This window comes from Grimontia sp. NTOU-MAR1, from assembly GCF_035758505.1.
Lineage (GTDB): Bacteria > Pseudomonadota > Gammaproteobacteria > Enterobacterales > Vibrionaceae > Enterovibrio > Enterovibrio marinus.
The window spans coordinates 873,406-890,503 of record NZ_CP142109.1 but is presented as its reverse complement, the minus strand read 5'-3'; the positions used below and the strand labels follow the sequence as shown (position 1 = coordinate 890,503).

Genomic DNA, 17,098 nt, shown 5'->3' with positions numbered 1-17,098 from the left:
GGTTTTCAGATAGCTATAGCATGGAGCGAGCATGGGGCGCGCCAACTTCCTGTGAGCCGCTGTGGAAAATGACTAATGGGACGATTGTGTCCTGCGCAAATGAAAACACTAACCCCAATTTGCTCATCGGGGCGATGTCACTCCCCAGCGCCTCGCATAGAGCGATCACTGTCCTCAACCAGCAACCTTGAAGCATAGTGCTTTAGCAACTCCCAATCATTCAGGCGAATGCTGATCCCCTGCTCCCATGCCGAATTCACTGCCTCGCTCTGTACGCTTCCTGCAATGGTTGGCGAAGCTTCACTGTTTGAGGCAGTAAAAGGCGTCAGGCTCAATTCAATCTGCATGCTGTTTTCCACCAGGTTCAGATCTTTCTGCAGATAAATATCAGGATAACGGGATCCCGCATTCAGAATGCATTCAATATCATCTGGCGAGTCACTTCTATGCCAACAAACACGTACCGATAAGCCTTTGCCAGCAAGCTTAAGTAGTTCACCAAAAGCCAACCATCGGTTGCGGCAATCCCACACTGCCATTGACACTTCGGGGAAGTAAATCAGTCTTTCAACAGCAACATCAATCAGCGCTGGCAAGTGACAAAACAAGCTACCACCATGAAGGTTCACGAGGATATTGCCATCAGTAATGTCACAAAGCGGAGAGCGCGCTTGCTGCTCGCCATCAAGCGTAGGTAAGGCTTCCACGAACATGGAAACGCCCCCCAGTCCTGCCATTTCCAGATCGACAACAGTGTCTGCGATGGTATCTGACTCGCCGTGTGGATGGTTTAACGCATCAAATGCCTTGGTGCATAGCCCTACCAGCTCGTTATGAGAGACCCGAATCATACTGTCTCCCCTTGCTCATTTGATGAGGTCAAGACGGGAAAAAGCCAAGAGTCAATATCTGCAACACGGCCAAGCTCGGCGTAAGTGGGGGCGCCCTGAAACAAAGTGACTCTCACCCAACGGTCTGAACGAGGGTCAAATTTGGTCGCACCAAACATCGATAGTTTGCAGCGGAGTAAGTGCATCGGCAGGACATTTTTTCCGAGCACATTCATTTGAATATCGCCCATGGGGCAGTTGCCTAGCGTCCACACACGGCGTGCAATCATCCTGAAAGCATTGTTTTCCAGCAGGAACTCCGCCAGAGACATATCCGGGTCTGCCTTCTTCAATGATTCATAGAACCTTGATACCTGTCTTCCAACATCAAGGCCCAACTCTCTTTCTTCTCCAGGCTCCTCACCACGCACTGCCATACGAGGCTCTTCCTTGTCCTGGGAGCGATACCAGAACCAATACTGGCTATCTGGTTGCGAGAAATCGATACTCAGCGCCCATTGATAACGTGTTTCCAATAGAGATAGCATGGCTGCAACTTTAACTCCCGGAGTGAGTGACAGGGACTCATCAGCATTCATTTCATTACAGAACGGGTCTACCACCTCAGGGAAGGCTTCAAGCAGGCAAGTAACCAGAATTTCCTGCGTTTCAAAAGTGTATTTTTCCGCCGCTAAAACTGCAGCGCTCCAGCATGACCTGTCTCTGGAAAGCATCACGATGTCCTGCTCCAGACCGGGAAGTTCATCCACGCTCCGAGCGTTTAAGTCTTGCTGATGCTCGTCTATGGTCACAACTTCTTTCAAGTGCTTTCTTGCCTTGTTCAACAAAGACAATATCCTCACCGTACTGTCTTCATCGATCGGTTGCTCTGAAACAGCAGCCAAAGCCATTTCACGGTGAGTTAGCCAGTTATCCACGACCCGAGGATGGCGAATAAGATAAGGCGCCATACCCAAACCCGTTGCGTTGCCCACACCAATATAACGCTGTAACTCCGGTTTCAGCGTGATAGCGCACTCACCGCCTTTTTGCTTCGCCAGAAAGTGAACCCAATCAAGGCTGAACTCGCGAAGCATATAGACAGCACACATTTGCGCACTGAAGGAGAGGCGAAAATCCGGGTTTTCATCCAGTGTTTCAAAATCAGCAATCCCGAACTTTCCGTTACCATACACTGCAGTCGTGCGGAGGATATAACCCACATTGGCAATTTCCTTGGCGTTCGGTTGATGTCCTGAAGCCAGCGCTTCAATCACATGTTCAAACACGCGCACACTTTTGTTGGCGCGGGATAAAACCAGCACCTGCGTTGTGTTTCTGCCAGCCTCCTGCAGCGGCACATTCTGGCGCAATCTATCCAACTCCCGTTGGTTGACCCTGCCTTTGACCAGTGCCATGGTCACATCCCACTTTTCCGCAATCACGCGGTCGTTACGCTCTTCATCGGCAATCGCTGTAGAAAAGACCACCAATTGATAAACCCCGTTAGGTGTCTTCAATTCGTAAACTGCTGTTCCGAATCCATCCGTCGCAATGTCCCACTGAACGCATTCAATCTTCCACTGCTCTGATTCCATCTTTCTCAACAAACTACGCACGAAGCTAAGACGGGTCTGGTGCATGGCACCCAATCGATAGGGATCCATTACTACAGCCGGATCACGCAGCATAGTTACACTTTCCATAGCAGTTTTCGCATTCATGACGTCGCACCTACAAACGCTTAGATTTGTTGATTATTAAGGGACAGCCTTATTAACGCTGTCCCATATTTGCCTTGTAACTGTCATTTCACGACGGTTAATCCAGTCCTTGGTCTTTCGCCATTTGAAGAGCGATTTTCGGACCATTCCACAGCGATGGCAGCAGGATGAGTGATACCGGCACTGCTGTGATAACGATGAAAGATTGAAGTGCCGAAACACCACCTGAGCCAAGCGAGATAAGAATAATGGCCGTTGCCCCCATCATGACACCCCAGAACGTGCGCATCAGTCCATTCGGGTTCAGATCACCACTAATAACCACACTGATGGTGTAAGTCATGGAGTCACCTGTGGTGACAATGAACACGGTGGTGAGGATCAGGAACAGAATGGACATCAACATTGGGAACGGTAGTTGCTGAGTGATCGCAAGCAGCGATGCTGGTAGGTTAAAGCCTTCGAACGCTTTACTGACTGAGCCAGGTTCTGCCATTTCAAAAGCCAGACCTGAGCCGCCCACAATGGTGAACCAGAAGCAGGTGATAAGCGGTGCAATGATACTGATCGTGGTGACCAGTTGGCGGATCGTTCTGCCGCGGGAGATACGCGCAATAAAGATTGCCATCATCGGACCGTATCCCAGGAACCAGCCCCAGAAGAATACGGTCCACCAGCTCAGCCAGCCCATGTCACCGCGGAAGGTAGCCATAGGGATGAAATTGTCGACCATGGTGCCAACACCTTGCAGGTAACCATTGATAATGAAATCAGTTGGGCCTACCAAAAGGATATAAGCCATGAGGCCAACCGCCAGAATCACGTTGTAACGGCTCAGAATCTGGATACCGCGGTTAACGCCGCTCAATGCTGAAATGGTGTAAATAGCTATCGCACAGAGGATGATAATAAATTGGGTCGTAAAGCCATCAGGCAATGCAAACAACGCATTCAGTGCGTAACTGATTTGCAGGCCAAGGAAGCCAATTGGCCCAATGGTTCCCGCCGCAACCGCAATGATACAGCAAGCATCAATCAGCGCACCAAACATACCTGTCATGGCGCGCTCACCGAATACCGGGTAAAGCAGAGTACGCGGTTTCAGCGGTAGCCCTTTGTCATAGTGAAGGTGCATCAACACAATGGTGGTGAGGGTGCCGAGGATAGCCCAGGCAAGGAAACCCCAGTGCATGAAGGACTGTGCCAATGCATTAAAAGCCTGACGCTGAATATTGCCTTCAGGCACGCCATACAGTGGAGGAGGATTAACGAAGTGAGCAATCGGCTCTGCCGCTGCCCAGAAGACACCACCGCCAGCCAAAAGGGTACAAAGAATGATTGCCAGCCATTTGAAACCTTCCATTTCGGGTTTGTCCATCGCACCTAAGCGCACCCTACCGGTACCTGGACTGAACGCCAGTGCAATACCAATCAAAAATGTCGCCAGCAATAGCAACTGCCAGTAAGGGCCAAAGAAGGACACACTCCAACTGAAGCCAGCATTAACCAGCGAAGACAGAAGCTTGTTATCAACAAGCGCTGTCACCACAAACAGCGTGAGAAAACCGCCGCTCATCCAAAAAACCGGATTATCAAGACCCAGTTTCACCCAGACACTTTGTTCCTTATTTACAGTGCTTGTCTTCTCTGCATTGAGTAATTCAGACATCATCTGTCTCCACGTTGTCGTTAGCTCCTGAACTAGCGTCCAAGAACCTTGCTCCTTGTGAGCGGGTTATCCCGCCTCGCGAAATGTTTTTATTCCGGCTTTAAGCCGTCTTCCAAAAAAGTGAGCCAGTTGCGGCCGAGTATCCCTGCCGTTTCCTGTTCACTGAATCCAATTTCGCGCAATCCCTGATAAATATTTTTTAATCCGCTGGTCTCCGGGAACCACGGCAAAGCCGCAGGCCAACCAGCGTTTGAGGCCGAGCCTTCTCCATAATCGAGGCTTTTTGACCATCTACCATTTCGCATCCATTCGAGAACACTCTGTGGCTGGTTTTGACAAAGGTCACTGCCAATAGCGAGGTGTTCTACACCCACCATTTCAGCGGTATCTGCGACCATTCGGCAAAAGTCTTCCAGGCTGCAATCGCTGCCGCCAGGAAGGTGGAAAGGGTAAAGACTGAAGCCAAGCAAACCACCTCTTTCGCACAAAGCACGGATCACTTCATCCGACTTATTGCGAAGCGCAGGATGCGCATGCTGGGGGTTTGCATGACTTATACAGATAGGGCGCGAGGACAACTCAATCGCCTCCAGCGTTGAACGTTCAGAACTATGAGACATATCCACGATCATGCCAACACGGTTCATCTCTGCGATAGCTTGCTTACCAAAGCGGGTTACGCCGCTGTCTTCCTGCTCATAACAACCCGTCGCCAGCAAGCTCTGGTTGTTATAGGTCAACTGCATGATCAAAAGACCAAGCTTACGCATCACCTCAATCAGGCCGATTTCATCGTCGATCGGCGAGCAATTCTGGGCACCAAAGAAGATCCCAACTTTGCCTTCACGTTTCGCCTTGAAAACGTCATCCATAGACATAACAGGCATGATCAAATCGCTGTTTCGCTCGAAGTGTAAGTTCCACTCAGCAAAACGGGTCAGCGTTTCACGCGCAGTCTCGTGGTACACCAAGGTCACATGAACCGCAGTCACTCCACTTTGTTTGAGCGATTCAAAGTACGCTCTGTCCCAGAGGCAGTACTGCAATCCATCGATAATGATTTCGTCCTGATACATAAGCTGTCCCTACCCTGATCAATTAGTACGCGCGCTGGTAAGCCGTTTTCACGATGGTGTAGAAATCACGTGCATACTGGCCCTGCTCGCGCGGACCAAAGCTGGATTCCTTACGGCCGCCAAACGGTACGTGGTAGTCAGTCCCTGCTGTTGGCAGATTCACCATCACACAACCGGTTTGGGCTTGTTGTTTAAAGAGGGCACTGCTGCGAAGGCTGGATGTCACAATCCCCGCAGTCAGGCCAAAACGGGTTTCATTCACTTTTGCTATGGCCTCATCCAGAGAACCAACACGCTGTACACAGGCCATGGGTGCAAACAGTTCTTCCTGATTAATATCCCAATCGTTTTGGGTATTAATGAACAAGGTCGGTGCCATGTAATAACCGTCGTTTTCAAGGGTTAAACGCTCACCACCTGTCACCAGTTCTGCACCCAGTTCATGGGCTCTTTCCACCCACTTAAGGTTCGAAGAGAGTTGGCGATCATCGACGACTGGCCCCATAAATACGCCGTCTTCCAATGCATGTCCGACTTTCAGTTGCTGCATACGAGCGGAAAGTGCTTCAACGTAAGCATCATGAACACTATCAAGGACGATAAGACGGGAGGACGCGGTACATTTCTGGCCAGTCCCTGAAAATGAGCCAGCTATGGTCGCTTCTACCGCGATGTTGATATCAGCATCATCGGCAATGACCAACGCATTCTTACTGCCCATTTCAAGCTGGCAGCGAACAAAATTAGGCGCCGTCGCTGCTGCTACTTTTCGGCCCACATCCACAGACCCCGTGAAGCTGACAGCATCAATTTCGCTGCTGTGGATCAGGGTGTCGCCCACCTCAGAACCAGAGCCCAGCACCAGATTAAATGCTCCTGCTGGCAGCCCAGAACGGTGAATGATGTCTGCGAGCGCCACAGCACTTGCCGGTGTCAGGTTGGCAGGCTTCCAAATTACGCTGTTGCCAAATGCCAGCGCTGGCGCAATTTTCCAAGAGGCGGTCGCCGTCGGGAAGTTCCATGGCGAAATGATCGCAACCACGCCCACCGCTTCGCGGGTGACTTCGACCTGAACGCCGGGGCGCACAGATTCAGCCATTTCACCCATTTGACGCAGCACTTCTGCCGCATAGTATTGGAAAAATTGCCCCGCACGGTAAATCTCACCACGACCTTCTGCGAAAGGTTTGCCCTCTTCGCTGGAAAGCAAACGGCCCAATTCATCACAACGTGCAATCAGCTCATCACCAATGGTTTGCAGCACTTTCTGTTTTTGTTCCAGAGGCGTTTTCGCCCAAACTGGCTGCGCTTCACGTGCACTGGCAATCGCCTGATGAACCTGAGCTTGGCTGGCTTGCGCAAAGTCCCCCAAAGACTCGGAAATGTTAGATGGGTTGATGTTGGCAACCGTACGGTTTCCCTGACACCATTCTCCACCAATGTAGAGTGCGTTTTCTCTGTTCAGGCTCATCGTTGACTCCTTGATCTCTATTTCTTATTTCAAATTCATTCGTTATTGAGGAAGCGCGGCATACACCACCAGCTCCACCAACATGCCTTCCCTTGCTAAATCCGCCACAACCATGGCCGCACGGTTTGGATATGGCGCATTAAAATATTCGGCGTAGACCTTGTTAACAGTATGGAGGTAGTTACGGTCAGTCACATAAATCAACACTTGCAGTACCGCAGAGCTAGTCACACCTGCACTTTCAAGTGTGTGCATCAGGTTATTCATGGTTTGACGGGTCTGCGCTTCAATCCCGCCATTCACCAACTGACCTTGTTTATCAATAGGGATTTGAGCGGTGTAGAGCGTGCCGTTATACCCAACCGCCCACTCAAGCGGAGCTTTTGAGGCAAACAAGTCAGTTTTAATCACGGATTTCTCTACGTGGCGATTTTCTTGGGGCAACATTGAATTAAGACTCTCTTTGTCAATTTGTTAACAATTGATTAAAGTCTGCCTTACAATTGTTGATAAAACGAACGGTTAATTTTTTTCAATTGTTCAGTTTTATTTATCATTCATACCCAAACAACCGGAAGATGCGTGAGTTCAGATTGTTTGGGTATATCAAGAAAGGATTTGGTGTGTATGGATATCAAACTGCAGCAGTTGAAACACTTTTCTCTGGTGTCAGAACAACGGGGATTTCGCGCTGCCGCATCAAAGGCAAATCGCTCGCAGGCGGCCCTGTCAACCTCAGTCAAAGAACTGGAAAAGATACTAGGGCAGGCACTGTTTGATACCGGACACAAAGCAAAGCTGACCCCTTTTGGCGAGTTTTGTCTTCCCAAAATCAACCAGTTCCTGAAACTCTATGAGGAGTTGAACTCTGACCTCTGCGCCGCAGCCGCAGGCCAGTTAGGCCAGGTCAGAATTGCAAGTGTGCCCTCCGTTGCCGCCAAGTTGATCCCTACCGTTTTGGCAAGCTACACAGAAAATCATCCCAACGTGGATGTCGCTCTGGTTGATGACAATGCGGCGGGTGTAGAAGCAAGGTTGCTCGCAGGTGAAGTAGATTTAGCACTGGGGAACTGTCTCCATATTCAGGATGAACGCATTGAGTTTACCCCATTGCTAGCTGACCCTCTCGGCGTGGTTTGCCTTAACGACCATCCCCTTTCCAAACAATTGCGGGACATTGAATGGCAGGATCTGGTGGCGCTTCCTTTTGTAAAAAATGGCACCTGCACCCTGCTTGAGCCCACGCATGCCAATGTACTTGCTGCTAATGCACGCTACAGCGTCGAAAACATCACTTCCCTATTTTCCGTTTTAAAGCTTGGGATAGGCATTACTACCCTGCCTAAGCTCGCTTTCCCAGATGATGAGAGGGATCTCTGTTGGCTCCCCCTAACAACGCCCTATGTGGAAAGGCAAATTGGTATCTTACGGTTGAAAGATCGTTACTTTTCGCCACAGGCTTATGAATTTTACGAGCTGTGCAAAGCGCGAATTTCTGATGATAGGAAAGACCAATCCTAACGATAGGAGAAATGAAATGGCCTCAAAGCCAGGATACGAATAATCTACACCCAAGCAAATCAAAGGAAAGGTTTTCAAAATGAGTACATTAACCGTGCGTTGTCCACATTGTAATAAGCTGAATCGCATTCCGGCTGAGCGCGTTGATGAGAATCCAAGCTGCGGAATTTGTAAGTCTTCGCTGCTCACAGGAAAACCGATTGAAGGTACTGATGACAACATGGACGCCCTGCTCGCTTCTGGTAAGCCTGTGGTTATTGATTTCTGGGCACCTTGGTGTGGCCCATGTCAGGGATTCGCGCCAGTATTTGAAGCCACGGCAAAAGGTAAGCAAGAAGACGCTATTTTTGTCAAAGTCAACACAGAAGAACAGCAAGCGCTGGCAGCTAAATATCGAATCCGCAGCATCCCGACCATTATGGTGTTCAAGGATGGTAAGATGGCTCAGCAAATCAACGGTGCGTTGCCACAAAATGAGTTTAACGGCTGGCTATCCGAGACAATTTAATCGATTTCACTCTTCATTTTGCGGGGCGCTAATGCGCCCCTTTTCTGTCTCTGGTGACTGGAAACCCTAATAACGACAAAAACCAAGGGGTTGTTATCAAAAACATTAAATGATAATAATTATCATTATCTAGAAATAAATCAGGGCTGGTAGATGATCGACAGAACGTTTTTATACACAGAGTATTTTCAGTCGTTGGAAAGGTTTAATCATTCAGACATTGTCTGGGGCTATGAACCTGATGTGGTTTACCACTTCATTCAGTCTGGTGTCACGCTAGCTTCCTACCATGAGTTAGGCGCAGAGAATGAAAGCCCGCTGCTCGCCGAGCTTTATCTGCGTCAGGTTTACTTCGCGCTGATTGAAGCCATCCGGGACCCCGAACGCTCGCAGCAATTCCGCCATGTATGCCTGAACATGATTCACGAACCTCTGATTGCACTAAAACGTTTTTATAAACGCCGCCATGGCGGGGAACAGAAGTTCCTCTCACTACAACTCGAATTACAACGCCTTCAAGCGCCGCTGGATTAAAGAAAAAGGACTCTGTATGACTACGCAAGAATACCGAACTGAAAAAGACAGCATGGGCGAAATCCGCGTCCCTGCCGATTCCCTCTACCAAGCCCAAACTCAGCGCGCGTTGGACAACTTCCAGTTCAGTCGACACACCATGCCAGCGACATTTATTCAGGCCTTGGCATACATTAAGCAGACCGCCGCTATCACTAATGCACAACTAGGTTTGCTGCAAGGTGATATTGCTGAATCAATCTCTGAAGCTGCCCAAGAGATCATTGATGGTGAATACCTCGACCAGTTTCCTGTCGATGTGTTCCAAACCGGCTCTGGCACCAGTTCTAACATGAATGCCAATGAAGTGATTGCGACGCTCGCCAGCGCCAAGCTCGGCGATGTCGTTAGCCCAAATGACCATGTAAATATGGGCCAAAGCAGCAATGACGTAATCCCTACCGCGATTCAAGTTAGCGCCGCTTTGACGATTGAAAAGCACCTTCTGCCATCTTTGGCGCACCTCTCCCATACACTGCATATGAAGCGTGAAGATATCGGTGCCGTGGTCAAAACAGGGCGCACTCATTTGATGGATGCGATGCCAGTGACCTTTGATCAGGAGCTCGGTGGCTGGCAGTTCCAGGTTGAGCATGCCAAACAAGGCATTGAACGCAGCCTGAAAGCCGTTAAGGCTCTCGCTCAAGGTGGAACTGCCGTTGGTACGGGTATTAATGCGGATCCGCGCTTTGCTTCCGCATTCGCCCACAACCTGTCACAAGCGACAGGCACGCAGTTTGAAGCCAGCGAAAACTTCTTCTTCAACCTCAGCAGTCAAGACGCCATGGTCGCTTTATCTGGCCAACTCAAGACGGCTGCTGTAGCCATCATGAAGATTGCCAATGATCTACGTTGGATGAACTCCGGCCCATTGGCGGGACTGGGGGAAATTGAGCTTCAAGGCTTGCAACCAGGATCTTCCATCATGCCGGGCAAAGTGAATCCTGTGATTCCTGAAGCCGCAGCCATGGCAGCAGCGCAGGTGATTGGTAACGATGCCACCGTCACCGTGGCAGGCCAATCTGGCAACTTCCAGCTTAACGTGATGCTTCCAGTGATTGCTCACAATGTGTTGGAAAGTATTGAACTGCTCAGTAACAGTTCACGTGCACTGGCAGACAAAGCGATTTTCACTTTCACGGTCAGGAAAGAAAATCTGGATGTTGCGCTGGCGAAAAACCCCATTTTGGTTACTGCGCTCAACCCCGTGATTGGTTACCTGAAAGCGGCAGAAATCGCCAAAAAGGCATACAAAGAAGGTCGAGCCATCATTGATGTTGCGGAAGAAGAGACAGATTTAGACAGAGAAGCGTTAACACGCTTGCTCGATCCTACCCAACTCACCCAAGGTGGGTTGGCAGAATAGCATACCCAAACGACCTGAAGATGCTTGAATTCAGAGGTTATCAATGCGTTCAATTCGAGGCAAATTTGGCGAGGAATAGTCGTTCTATTTCCGTTGAATTTAACGAAAAAGTGGGCGCATTGAGGGCCCCCTTCGGGGGAGTTGACTGACGCCCTCAACTGAGGGCGTTTGTCGTTAATGAAAGCAAACTTTCTAAATCAGGAGTTAGTGCTTTTTCGGCCCGTAACGAACCAAATCTTTGCCATTTTCAAAAACTTCAGGCGTTACATCGCGCGCAAGGATCAGTTGATGTTTATCGTCCAGCACGGCAAGAAACGGCTGACCGGTAGCATTGTTGGTTGCAAGCGCAACACCCGCTACACCTGTCAGTCCCAGACCACCGCTTTCAATCGCGATCAGGAAGGTTTCCAGTTCTTCGAGGGTGCTGATGAAATCAATTTTGTCAGTCATAAATTCACAGTTATTGTGGTTTGAATATTGCGCGGATTATTCCACGCTGCAGGCCGTGGAAGCAAGACACAGTCCCAACACTAAGCGAACAGTGGCGTTCAGTGGCCTGAATCAGTTGCCAGTACTGGGTTTCGGCTGTAATATCGCGCCGATTTTTTCGGGCTCGGATGTCTTTCTGACCGCCCAACCGACGAGATTCTCTGAGTAAAATCAGATGTTAACGCGGGGATGATGATGTATCCCTGGAGTATTAATGCGCCCTATCGAGGGGGCCTTTGGAGGTGGAAACCGACAATGAAAAAATGGTCTTCAATTCTGGCCAGCGCTGCATGTGCAGCCGCTATGTTCACCACACCGGCACAAGCTGCTGATGATCAACTGATTTTCGCGAACTGGGGTCCTTACATCTCAACTGAGCTGTTAGAGCAATTCACCCGCGAAACCGGCATCAAGGTTATCTACTCAACTTACGAGTCGAACGAAACCCTGTATGCGAAAATGAAAACCCACCCAGAAGGGTATGATCTTGTGGTGCCTTCAACCTACTTCGTAGCGAAAATGCGCGATGAAGGTATGCTCCAGAAAATCGATCATTCGAAATTGAACAACTTCACCGAGCTGGATAAGAACTACCTCGACAAGCCGTTCGATCCAAGCAACGATTACTCCATTCCTCACGTGATTGCGATGACAGGTCTGGCAGTAAACACAGACATGTACAACCCGGAAGATTTCGATAGCTGGGCAGATCTCTGGAACCCAGAGCTCGAAGGCCAAATCATGCTGATGGACGACACCCGAGAAGTGTTCCATATCGCGCTGCGTAAGCTGGGTTACTCGGGTAACTCTACCGATCCAAAACAGATCGACGAAGCCTACGAAGAACTGAAGAAGCTGATGCCAAACGTACTGGTATTTAACTCAGACAACCCGGCGAACCCTTACCTGTCCGGTGAAGTAGGTCTGGGCATGCTGTGGAATGGCTCTGCAGCCGCGGCACAACGTGAAGGTCTTCCGATTGAACTGGTATGGCCAAAAGAAGGCGGTATCTTCTGGGTAGATAGTCTGGCAATTCCAAAGAACGCGAAGAACACTGAAGCGGCTCACAAGATGATCGACTTCCTTCTGCGTCCAGAGATTGCAGCAAAAATCAGCGCTGATACCGGTTACCTGACTGCGGTTGAGAAATCTAACGCCGTCTACAAAGACAACCCAACCTTGTTCCCACCACAAGAAGACATTGACCGTGGTGAGTGGCAAGATGCCGTTGGCAACCTGACCGAGAAGTATGAGAACTACTTCCTGCGTTTGAAAACCGGCGAGTAATTCCGTTTAAAACTGTCTTTAAGGGCTGCTGTTACAGCGGTCCTTATTGTATGGGTATATTCAATATTAGTATGCAAAGTGGGCTAGTCATCTAGATAATGTTACTTACCATGCATTTCCCCCACTTTTCATGAGTAAACCACTTATGATACAACGTCTCATCTCTCATATTTTCACCCTCTTTTAAACGAATTTCAGATCCGTTTTTTACGGTATTGAATACTCTTTGTGAAAGCGGTTTCTTCTATACACCCCAAGGCAGTTGTTCTTGCTCTTTCCCACGCCAACCAACGGGAGTTGCAATAGTTTTTCTTGGGGTGTTTTTTTTAGAATGAAAAAGTGGCGTCAAGCTCTAAGCCAAACTTAACGCCATTAGCACACTACAGAAAGCGACCTCTCAGCGCTAACATATCGTGCTTAACAAACCAGGCGTGGTTTAAGGGTACTCTTCACAACCGTTAGAAAGTGACTACGGCGCCTAACGCGTAGGTGTTGTTTTTCTCGGTGTTACCTTCGTTCACTTCGGTACGGTTATATTCTGCCACCAGGGTCAGATTGCTATTCACAGTATGGAACCAAGCAACCGCTTTGTTTGCGTACTCCAGCGTATTGGTTCCATCAGTGTCGACTTCAGTGTTGCCGTAGGACAGCACAAATCGCTCACTATCAAAGGTGTAAGATCCTTGCAGCAAATAGCCATCTGACTTGGTCTTTTCTGTACTCACGATAGTATCCAAGCCAGCCACATCTCCTAGGCCTTTAGTGCTGAACCCAGAAGCGTTCAGAGCTACACCACCGAAACCAACGCGGACACCACCGTCCAGACAATCCGAATCAACAGTGCCATAACTGTCTTTCGAACTTTGAGTCACACCATTGATATAGGCTTTGAAATCAACAGCATCAAAGTCACCGGTGTAAGTGATTTCACTTTCAAATCGAGGGCTGTGTTCCGAGCTGTTTGCGCTCTTCTTGCTCGGGTCCATCACACCGACAGCGATTTGAAAACCAGAAAGGTCAGGTGTGCGATAAGTAGCCCATACAACCTGAGAATGCTTATATTGCCGCAATCACAACGCCAGTCTATCTCGCTGAATCCAGCATCCTCAAGTCGTTTGGGGATAAAGCTTGCTGTGTTTAGATCTCAATATGAAAACAAAACAAATGAGGGGAGCTGGGTATAATGACCCTTTGTTTTTGATGTCCCGATTCGACGCAGTCAATAAGGAAGTATGATGGCACCGACTCGTCCTCTGCTAATTCTGACTTTATCAGTCTCTACACTTTCCGCCTGCTCAAACCAGCCAGAACCCATTAAACCTATCCAGCTATATAGCAATAAAGAAACGGTTCAAATGTCTTACTGCGCTGAGCTTGCAGATATGGCATATCTTGTCGCCTCCCAGAAGTTACAAGAGCAACCCAAACAGTCTCAAATTGATCGCTTTTCCAACGGTACCACCGCGCAAATCAAACTCAATCTAGTTGAAGATGTTTACGCTCACGATTTTACCAGTGCTTGGGATTACTCTGTCGACCTGTTCGATCAATGTGCACTGAAAGTCGCTAACGTCCCAGCGGAGCGATTGAATATCGCAAGCTATTGTGCACAGAAATCTTTGGTAGCAGGTGGTGCCCATGTTCTGAAGCAAGCTGGTTCCCCCAAGCTTGACGCTTACATCATGTTTGCCAGTTACAAAACAACCAAGCCTTATGAAGTTATCGACGCCGTTTACGCGAAGTCTTCCTCTCATGATGCGGTTGCCAAAAAGACTTGGGATAGCTGCATTGATATCCTCGCCGAGTAAGATCCATACACAATAAGCAATCTGAGAGCCCCATCGCGCTGAGGGGGTTTAATATCAGTTCTGAAGCACTACCTTCTTGGTATCTCTTGTTTTACTCGCCATATCGCTTATCTGATTGCGTTGTCACCAATAATGAATAGAACATTAAAAATATCAGGGACTCTATGAAATCACTGTTCAGTATGCTGAGCTTTGTCTTGCTGTGTAGTGTTGTTTTCTCAGCCAGTAGCATGGAAACCGAGCATAAGATTGATTTGGTGAAAGTCGATAAGTCGGCCCGTAAGATGTATCTGATTCAAGGAAACAAAATCGTCCGTTGGTACAGCATTTCCCTTGGTGCTAATCCTAAAGGACATAAACTCCGCGAGGGGGATAAACGAACCCCTGAAGGTCGCTACTTTCTTGACCTTATCAATGAAAAATCCAGTTTTTATCGCTCTATTCGTATCAACTACCCTAATGACACCGATACCAAACGTGCTGCAAAGCTAGGCTTTGACCCCGGAGGTCAAATAATGATCCACGGGCAAAAGAACGGAAATGGCCCGCACCCCAGTATCAAACGCGGTCAGGATTGGACAGACGGTTGCATTGCCATCGACAACGAGGAAATGGATGAGTTTCTCAGCTTGGTAAGGATCGGAACACCGATTGATATTGAGTGGTAACTTATTAAATTGAATGCCAAGCGAGAGCCCTTATATACCCAAACAACCTGAAAATGCAGGATTCAGCGAGCATCTTCAGGTCGTCTGGTATATGGAGAAGGCCGATGTAGTCACCCACATCGGCCTTATATTGCTTCTTGCTTTTTATCGTTAAGTTATTCGCAGTCGAAAGCGCCTTTGTCGCTCCAAGCTTCAGGTGAAGAAGCCGGGCTGCTGTTTACCCACCAGTTTGCCTGATACAGACGACCTTCAAAGATCACTTGTTCACCTGCCAGATACGCTTTGCCTGATGTCCAGGCTACTGGCATTTTGCTAATCAGTTTCCACGCATCACTTGAGTCTGGTGTTGCGCCTTTAACCCAGTATTTTGCTTCCCAAACCAGACCATTGAAATTGACTTTCTCACCGCCTGTGTAAGTGGTGACGTTTGACCATGTCGGGTGGTTTGCTGCTTCAGGATCTGTGCCACATTGCTCGCCTTGCTCTACCAGAAAGAAGTCAAACATTTGCTGGTCTACCAGATTACCTTCGACATCTTTCGCGCGGGAGACCAGCATATGGTGACCCACTTTCGCGCCATTCAACACCATCTCAACCGCTTTGGACGCGCTATCTGCCAGAGACAGTTTTTCGTAAGCGAGTGCTTCCTGTGCGTGATTGTATACTGTCATTTCAACAGTCAGACCACCAGAAGCCGTAACAGCCAGATCCAGTGCGACTTCACCGTCACGAATCACGTACTCTTGCGCTACGCCTTCAATAGTCACAGTGTAATCCGGCTCTGGTGACTCAATCTCATAACCGACTTCCACGCGGGTCATACCGCTGGTAGATTTCAGGTAAATTGGGTTCGCGCCAAACACAGGGTTAAAGACACCATTGGCATCACGCTGACCTGCTTGGATGTTTTCATTGGTCTGGTTGATTTTGGTTGCCAGATTGTAAGCCCAAGTATTGGCTTCGCCAGCCTTTTCGCTGTCGATTTCAAGACGGGTAGACAGCTCAGGGCGCTCGCCTTCTGAATCAAACACGCGGGTAAACACTGCATCGCCTTTCGCCAGATTCATGCCCGGATTGATTTGACCGCCTTGCGTCCATTCTGGCAGCACTGGCGTGTCGCCATCAAAATTTACGTCAATCACATTGTAGAAAGCCGCCGCGGTATCGCCCACATCCCAAACGGCTAGAATCACATGATAGCCCTCACGCTCTGGTACATCACAGGTATGTAGCATGCTTTTTGGTGGCTTTTGCATGTTACCTTCAACCACACAGAAAGGATTCAGATCGAAGGTACTGCGCGCCAGTGGCAGGTTCGGATTCCAGTCTGCTTTAGTGATGTAGTATTCCCAGTTTCGCGTGACATGGTTAGCAGTGAAAGTCCACTCGAAGTCATTTTGACCCGCTTTGATTGGCTGTTTTACCCAACGCGATGCGGTTTGCTCATCAAGTGGAGAAAATTGGATTAATCCAGCACTGGCGATTTTGCCATCTTCAGGACCAAGCTCAGGAAAGCCTTCCGGGCCTTCAACACTTTGGGGCTCCCATTGAACTTGACCACAAGCAGAGTTCTGCTCTCCGGTTGGTGTACTGTATTTACACAGCGCAGCGCGGCCAGCAGCAATGCCGCCTTCTTTCGCACTGATGTAGCCGTGAGACATAACGCTGGCACTGAAAAGTGCAGCAGTAATAGGTAGAAGAGTGGTTTTAAGTTTGAGCATTTGTGTGCTTCCTAATGGCTATTTTTGTTTTGTTAACCAAGCACGGACAAACTTTCGCATCGGAACATTTTCAGGGCTGAAATCAGTCTTTCGAAAATGGCGGCCCCGCTATCGTAAGTGACATTCAAATCACCCTTAGACCGGAAGCTTTGCGTCCTACCTTTTCAGGCAGTTTGCCGTTGACTTTGGAATGGCGCGCATCGTATTCAGAAATTGATAGCGCACAATCTTTTTTTTATCTCTTACGTCACCATCGATCCATTTAGTGAATAAAGATCACAATTTCTGTGTCATTTAGGCGATTATTTGTTCTGGTCAAGCAGTGACATAACCTGCTGTACATAGGAAGAGAAAGCCAGACATCCTATACAGAATGTCTGGCTTTTT

16 protein-coding genes and 1 riboswitch are annotated in these 17,098 nt (G+C 48.7%); of the genes, 7 read left to right on the top strand and 9 right to left on the bottom strand.

Annotation, left to right across the window (positions count from 1 at the left end):
* Positions 1–137: 137 nt before the first annotated feature.
* From VP504_RS21980 to VP504_RS21955, 6 genes are all read right to left on the bottom strand, one after another.
* A complete protein-coding gene (locus VP504_RS21980) occupies positions 138–851 on the bottom strand; it encodes a DUF3726 domain-containing protein (protein WP_325894179.1) in 714 nt (237 codons plus the stop codon).
* Complete coding sequence (locus VP504_RS21975) at positions 848–2,554, bottom strand: hypothetical protein (RefSeq protein ID WP_325894177.1); 1,707 nt, start codon at positions 2,552–2,554, stop codon at positions 848–850. Before VP504_RS21975 ends, VP504_RS21980 begins: the two co-directional genes overlap by 4 nt.
* Before the next feature lie 97 nt (positions 2,555–2,651).
* Complete coding sequence (locus VP504_RS21970) at positions 2,652–4,223, bottom strand: BCCT family transporter (protein WP_325895422.1); 1,572 nt, start codon at positions 4,221–4,223, stop codon at positions 2,652–2,654.
* An 89-nt stretch (positions 4,224–4,312) separates the two neighbouring features.
* On the bottom strand, positions 4,313–5,299 hold the full coding sequence (locus VP504_RS21965) for a membrane dipeptidase (protein ID WP_325894176.1): 987 nt from the start codon (positions 5,297–5,299) through the stop codon (positions 4,313–4,315).
* Positions 5,300–5,321: 22 nt separating this feature from the next.
* The gene (locus VP504_RS21960; protein ID WP_325894174.1) at positions 5,322–6,770 is read right to left on the bottom strand and encodes an aldehyde dehydrogenase family protein; all 1,449 of its coding nucleotides are present in this window, start codon (positions 6,768–6,770) and stop codon (positions 5,322–5,324) included.
* A 42-nt stretch (positions 6,771–6,812) separates the two neighbouring features.
* Positions 6,813–7,217, bottom strand: coding sequence for a RidA family protein (locus VP504_RS21955; protein ID WP_325894172.1), 405 nt, complete (start codon positions 7,215–7,217; stop codon positions 6,813–6,815).
* Positions 7,218–7,397: 180 nt separating this feature from the next.
* Here VP504_RS21955 and VP504_RS21950 point away from each other — a divergent pair, with 180 nt between their 5' ends.
* The 4 genes from VP504_RS21950 to VP504_RS21935 all read left to right on the top strand — a co-directional run bounded on the left by VP504_RS21950 (position 7,398) and on the right by VP504_RS21935 (position 10,738).
* Positions 7,398–8,291 carry a LysR family transcriptional regulator gene (locus VP504_RS21950; protein ID WP_325894171.1) on the top strand — a complete coding sequence of 298 codons (894 nt, stop codon included), beginning with the start codon at positions 7,398–7,400 and terminating at the stop codon, positions 8,289–8,291.
* Between the two features lie 79 nt (positions 8,292–8,370).
* The gene (gene trxC / locus VP504_RS21945; RefSeq protein ID WP_325894170.1) at positions 8,371–8,799 is read left to right on the top strand and encodes a thioredoxin TrxC; all 429 of its coding nucleotides are present in this window, start codon (positions 8,371–8,373) and stop codon (positions 8,797–8,799) included.
* Between the two features lie 153 nt (positions 8,800–8,952).
* Positions 8,953–9,333 (top strand): hypothetical protein, encoded by a 381-nt coding sequence (locus tag VP504_RS21940; RefSeq protein ID WP_325894169.1) that lies wholly within the window; start codon positions 8,953–8,955, stop codon positions 9,331–9,333.
* 16 nt (positions 9,334–9,349) lie between these two features.
* Positions 9,350–10,738 (top strand): class II fumarate hydratase, encoded by a 1,389-nt coding sequence (locus VP504_RS21935; protein ID WP_325894168.1) that lies wholly within the window; start codon positions 9,350–9,352, stop codon positions 10,736–10,738.
* Positions 10,739–10,942: 204 nt separating this feature from the next.
* Here VP504_RS21935 and VP504_RS21930 read toward each other — a convergent pair whose 3' ends face one another.
* Entirely contained in the window at positions 10,943–11,188 is a 246-nt protein-coding gene (locus VP504_RS21930) for a hypothetical protein (RefSeq protein ID WP_325894167.1), read from the bottom strand.
* Between the two features lie 294 nt (positions 11,189–11,482).
* Here VP504_RS21930 and VP504_RS21925 point away from each other — a divergent pair, with 294 nt between their 5' ends.
* A complete protein-coding gene (locus tag VP504_RS21925; RefSeq protein ID WP_325894166.1) occupies positions 11,483–12,514 on the top strand; it encodes an extracellular solute-binding protein in 1,032 nt (343 codons plus the stop codon).
* A gap of 458 nt (positions 12,515–12,972) precedes the next feature.
* On the opposite strand, the gene VP504_RS21920 is transcribed toward VP504_RS21925, so the two are convergent.
* Complete coding sequence (locus VP504_RS21920; RefSeq protein ID WP_325894165.1) at positions 12,973–13,584, bottom strand: hypothetical protein; 612 nt, start codon at positions 13,582–13,584, stop codon at positions 12,973–12,975.
* A 162-nt stretch (positions 13,585–13,746) separates the two neighbouring features.
* On the opposite strand from VP504_RS21920, the gene VP504_RS21915 reads away from it, so the two are divergent.
* Together VP504_RS21915 and VP504_RS21910 are read left to right on the top strand one after the other, a co-directional pair.
* Complete coding sequence (locus VP504_RS21915; RefSeq protein ID WP_325894163.1) at positions 13,747–14,322, top strand: hypothetical protein; 576 nt, start codon at positions 13,747–13,749, stop codon at positions 14,320–14,322.
* Positions 14,323–14,486: 164 nt separating this feature from the next.
* Positions 14,487–14,990 carry a L,D-transpeptidase family protein gene (locus tag VP504_RS21910; protein WP_442788918.1) on the top strand — a complete coding sequence of 168 codons (504 nt, stop codon included), beginning with the start codon at positions 14,487–14,489 and terminating at the stop codon, positions 14,988–14,990.
* Between the two features lie 155 nt (positions 14,991–15,145).
* On the opposite strand, the gene gbpA is transcribed toward VP504_RS21910, so the two are convergent.
* A complete protein-coding gene (gene gbpA, locus VP504_RS21905; protein ID WP_325894161.1) occupies positions 15,146–16,711 on the bottom strand; it encodes an N-acetylglucosamine-binding protein GbpA in 1,566 nt (521 codons plus the stop codon).
* A 95-nt stretch (positions 16,712–16,806) separates the two neighbouring features.
* Positions 16,807–16,899, bottom strand: a riboswitch (cyclic di-GMP riboswitch).
* Between the last annotated feature and the right edge of the window lie 199 nt (positions 16,900–17,098).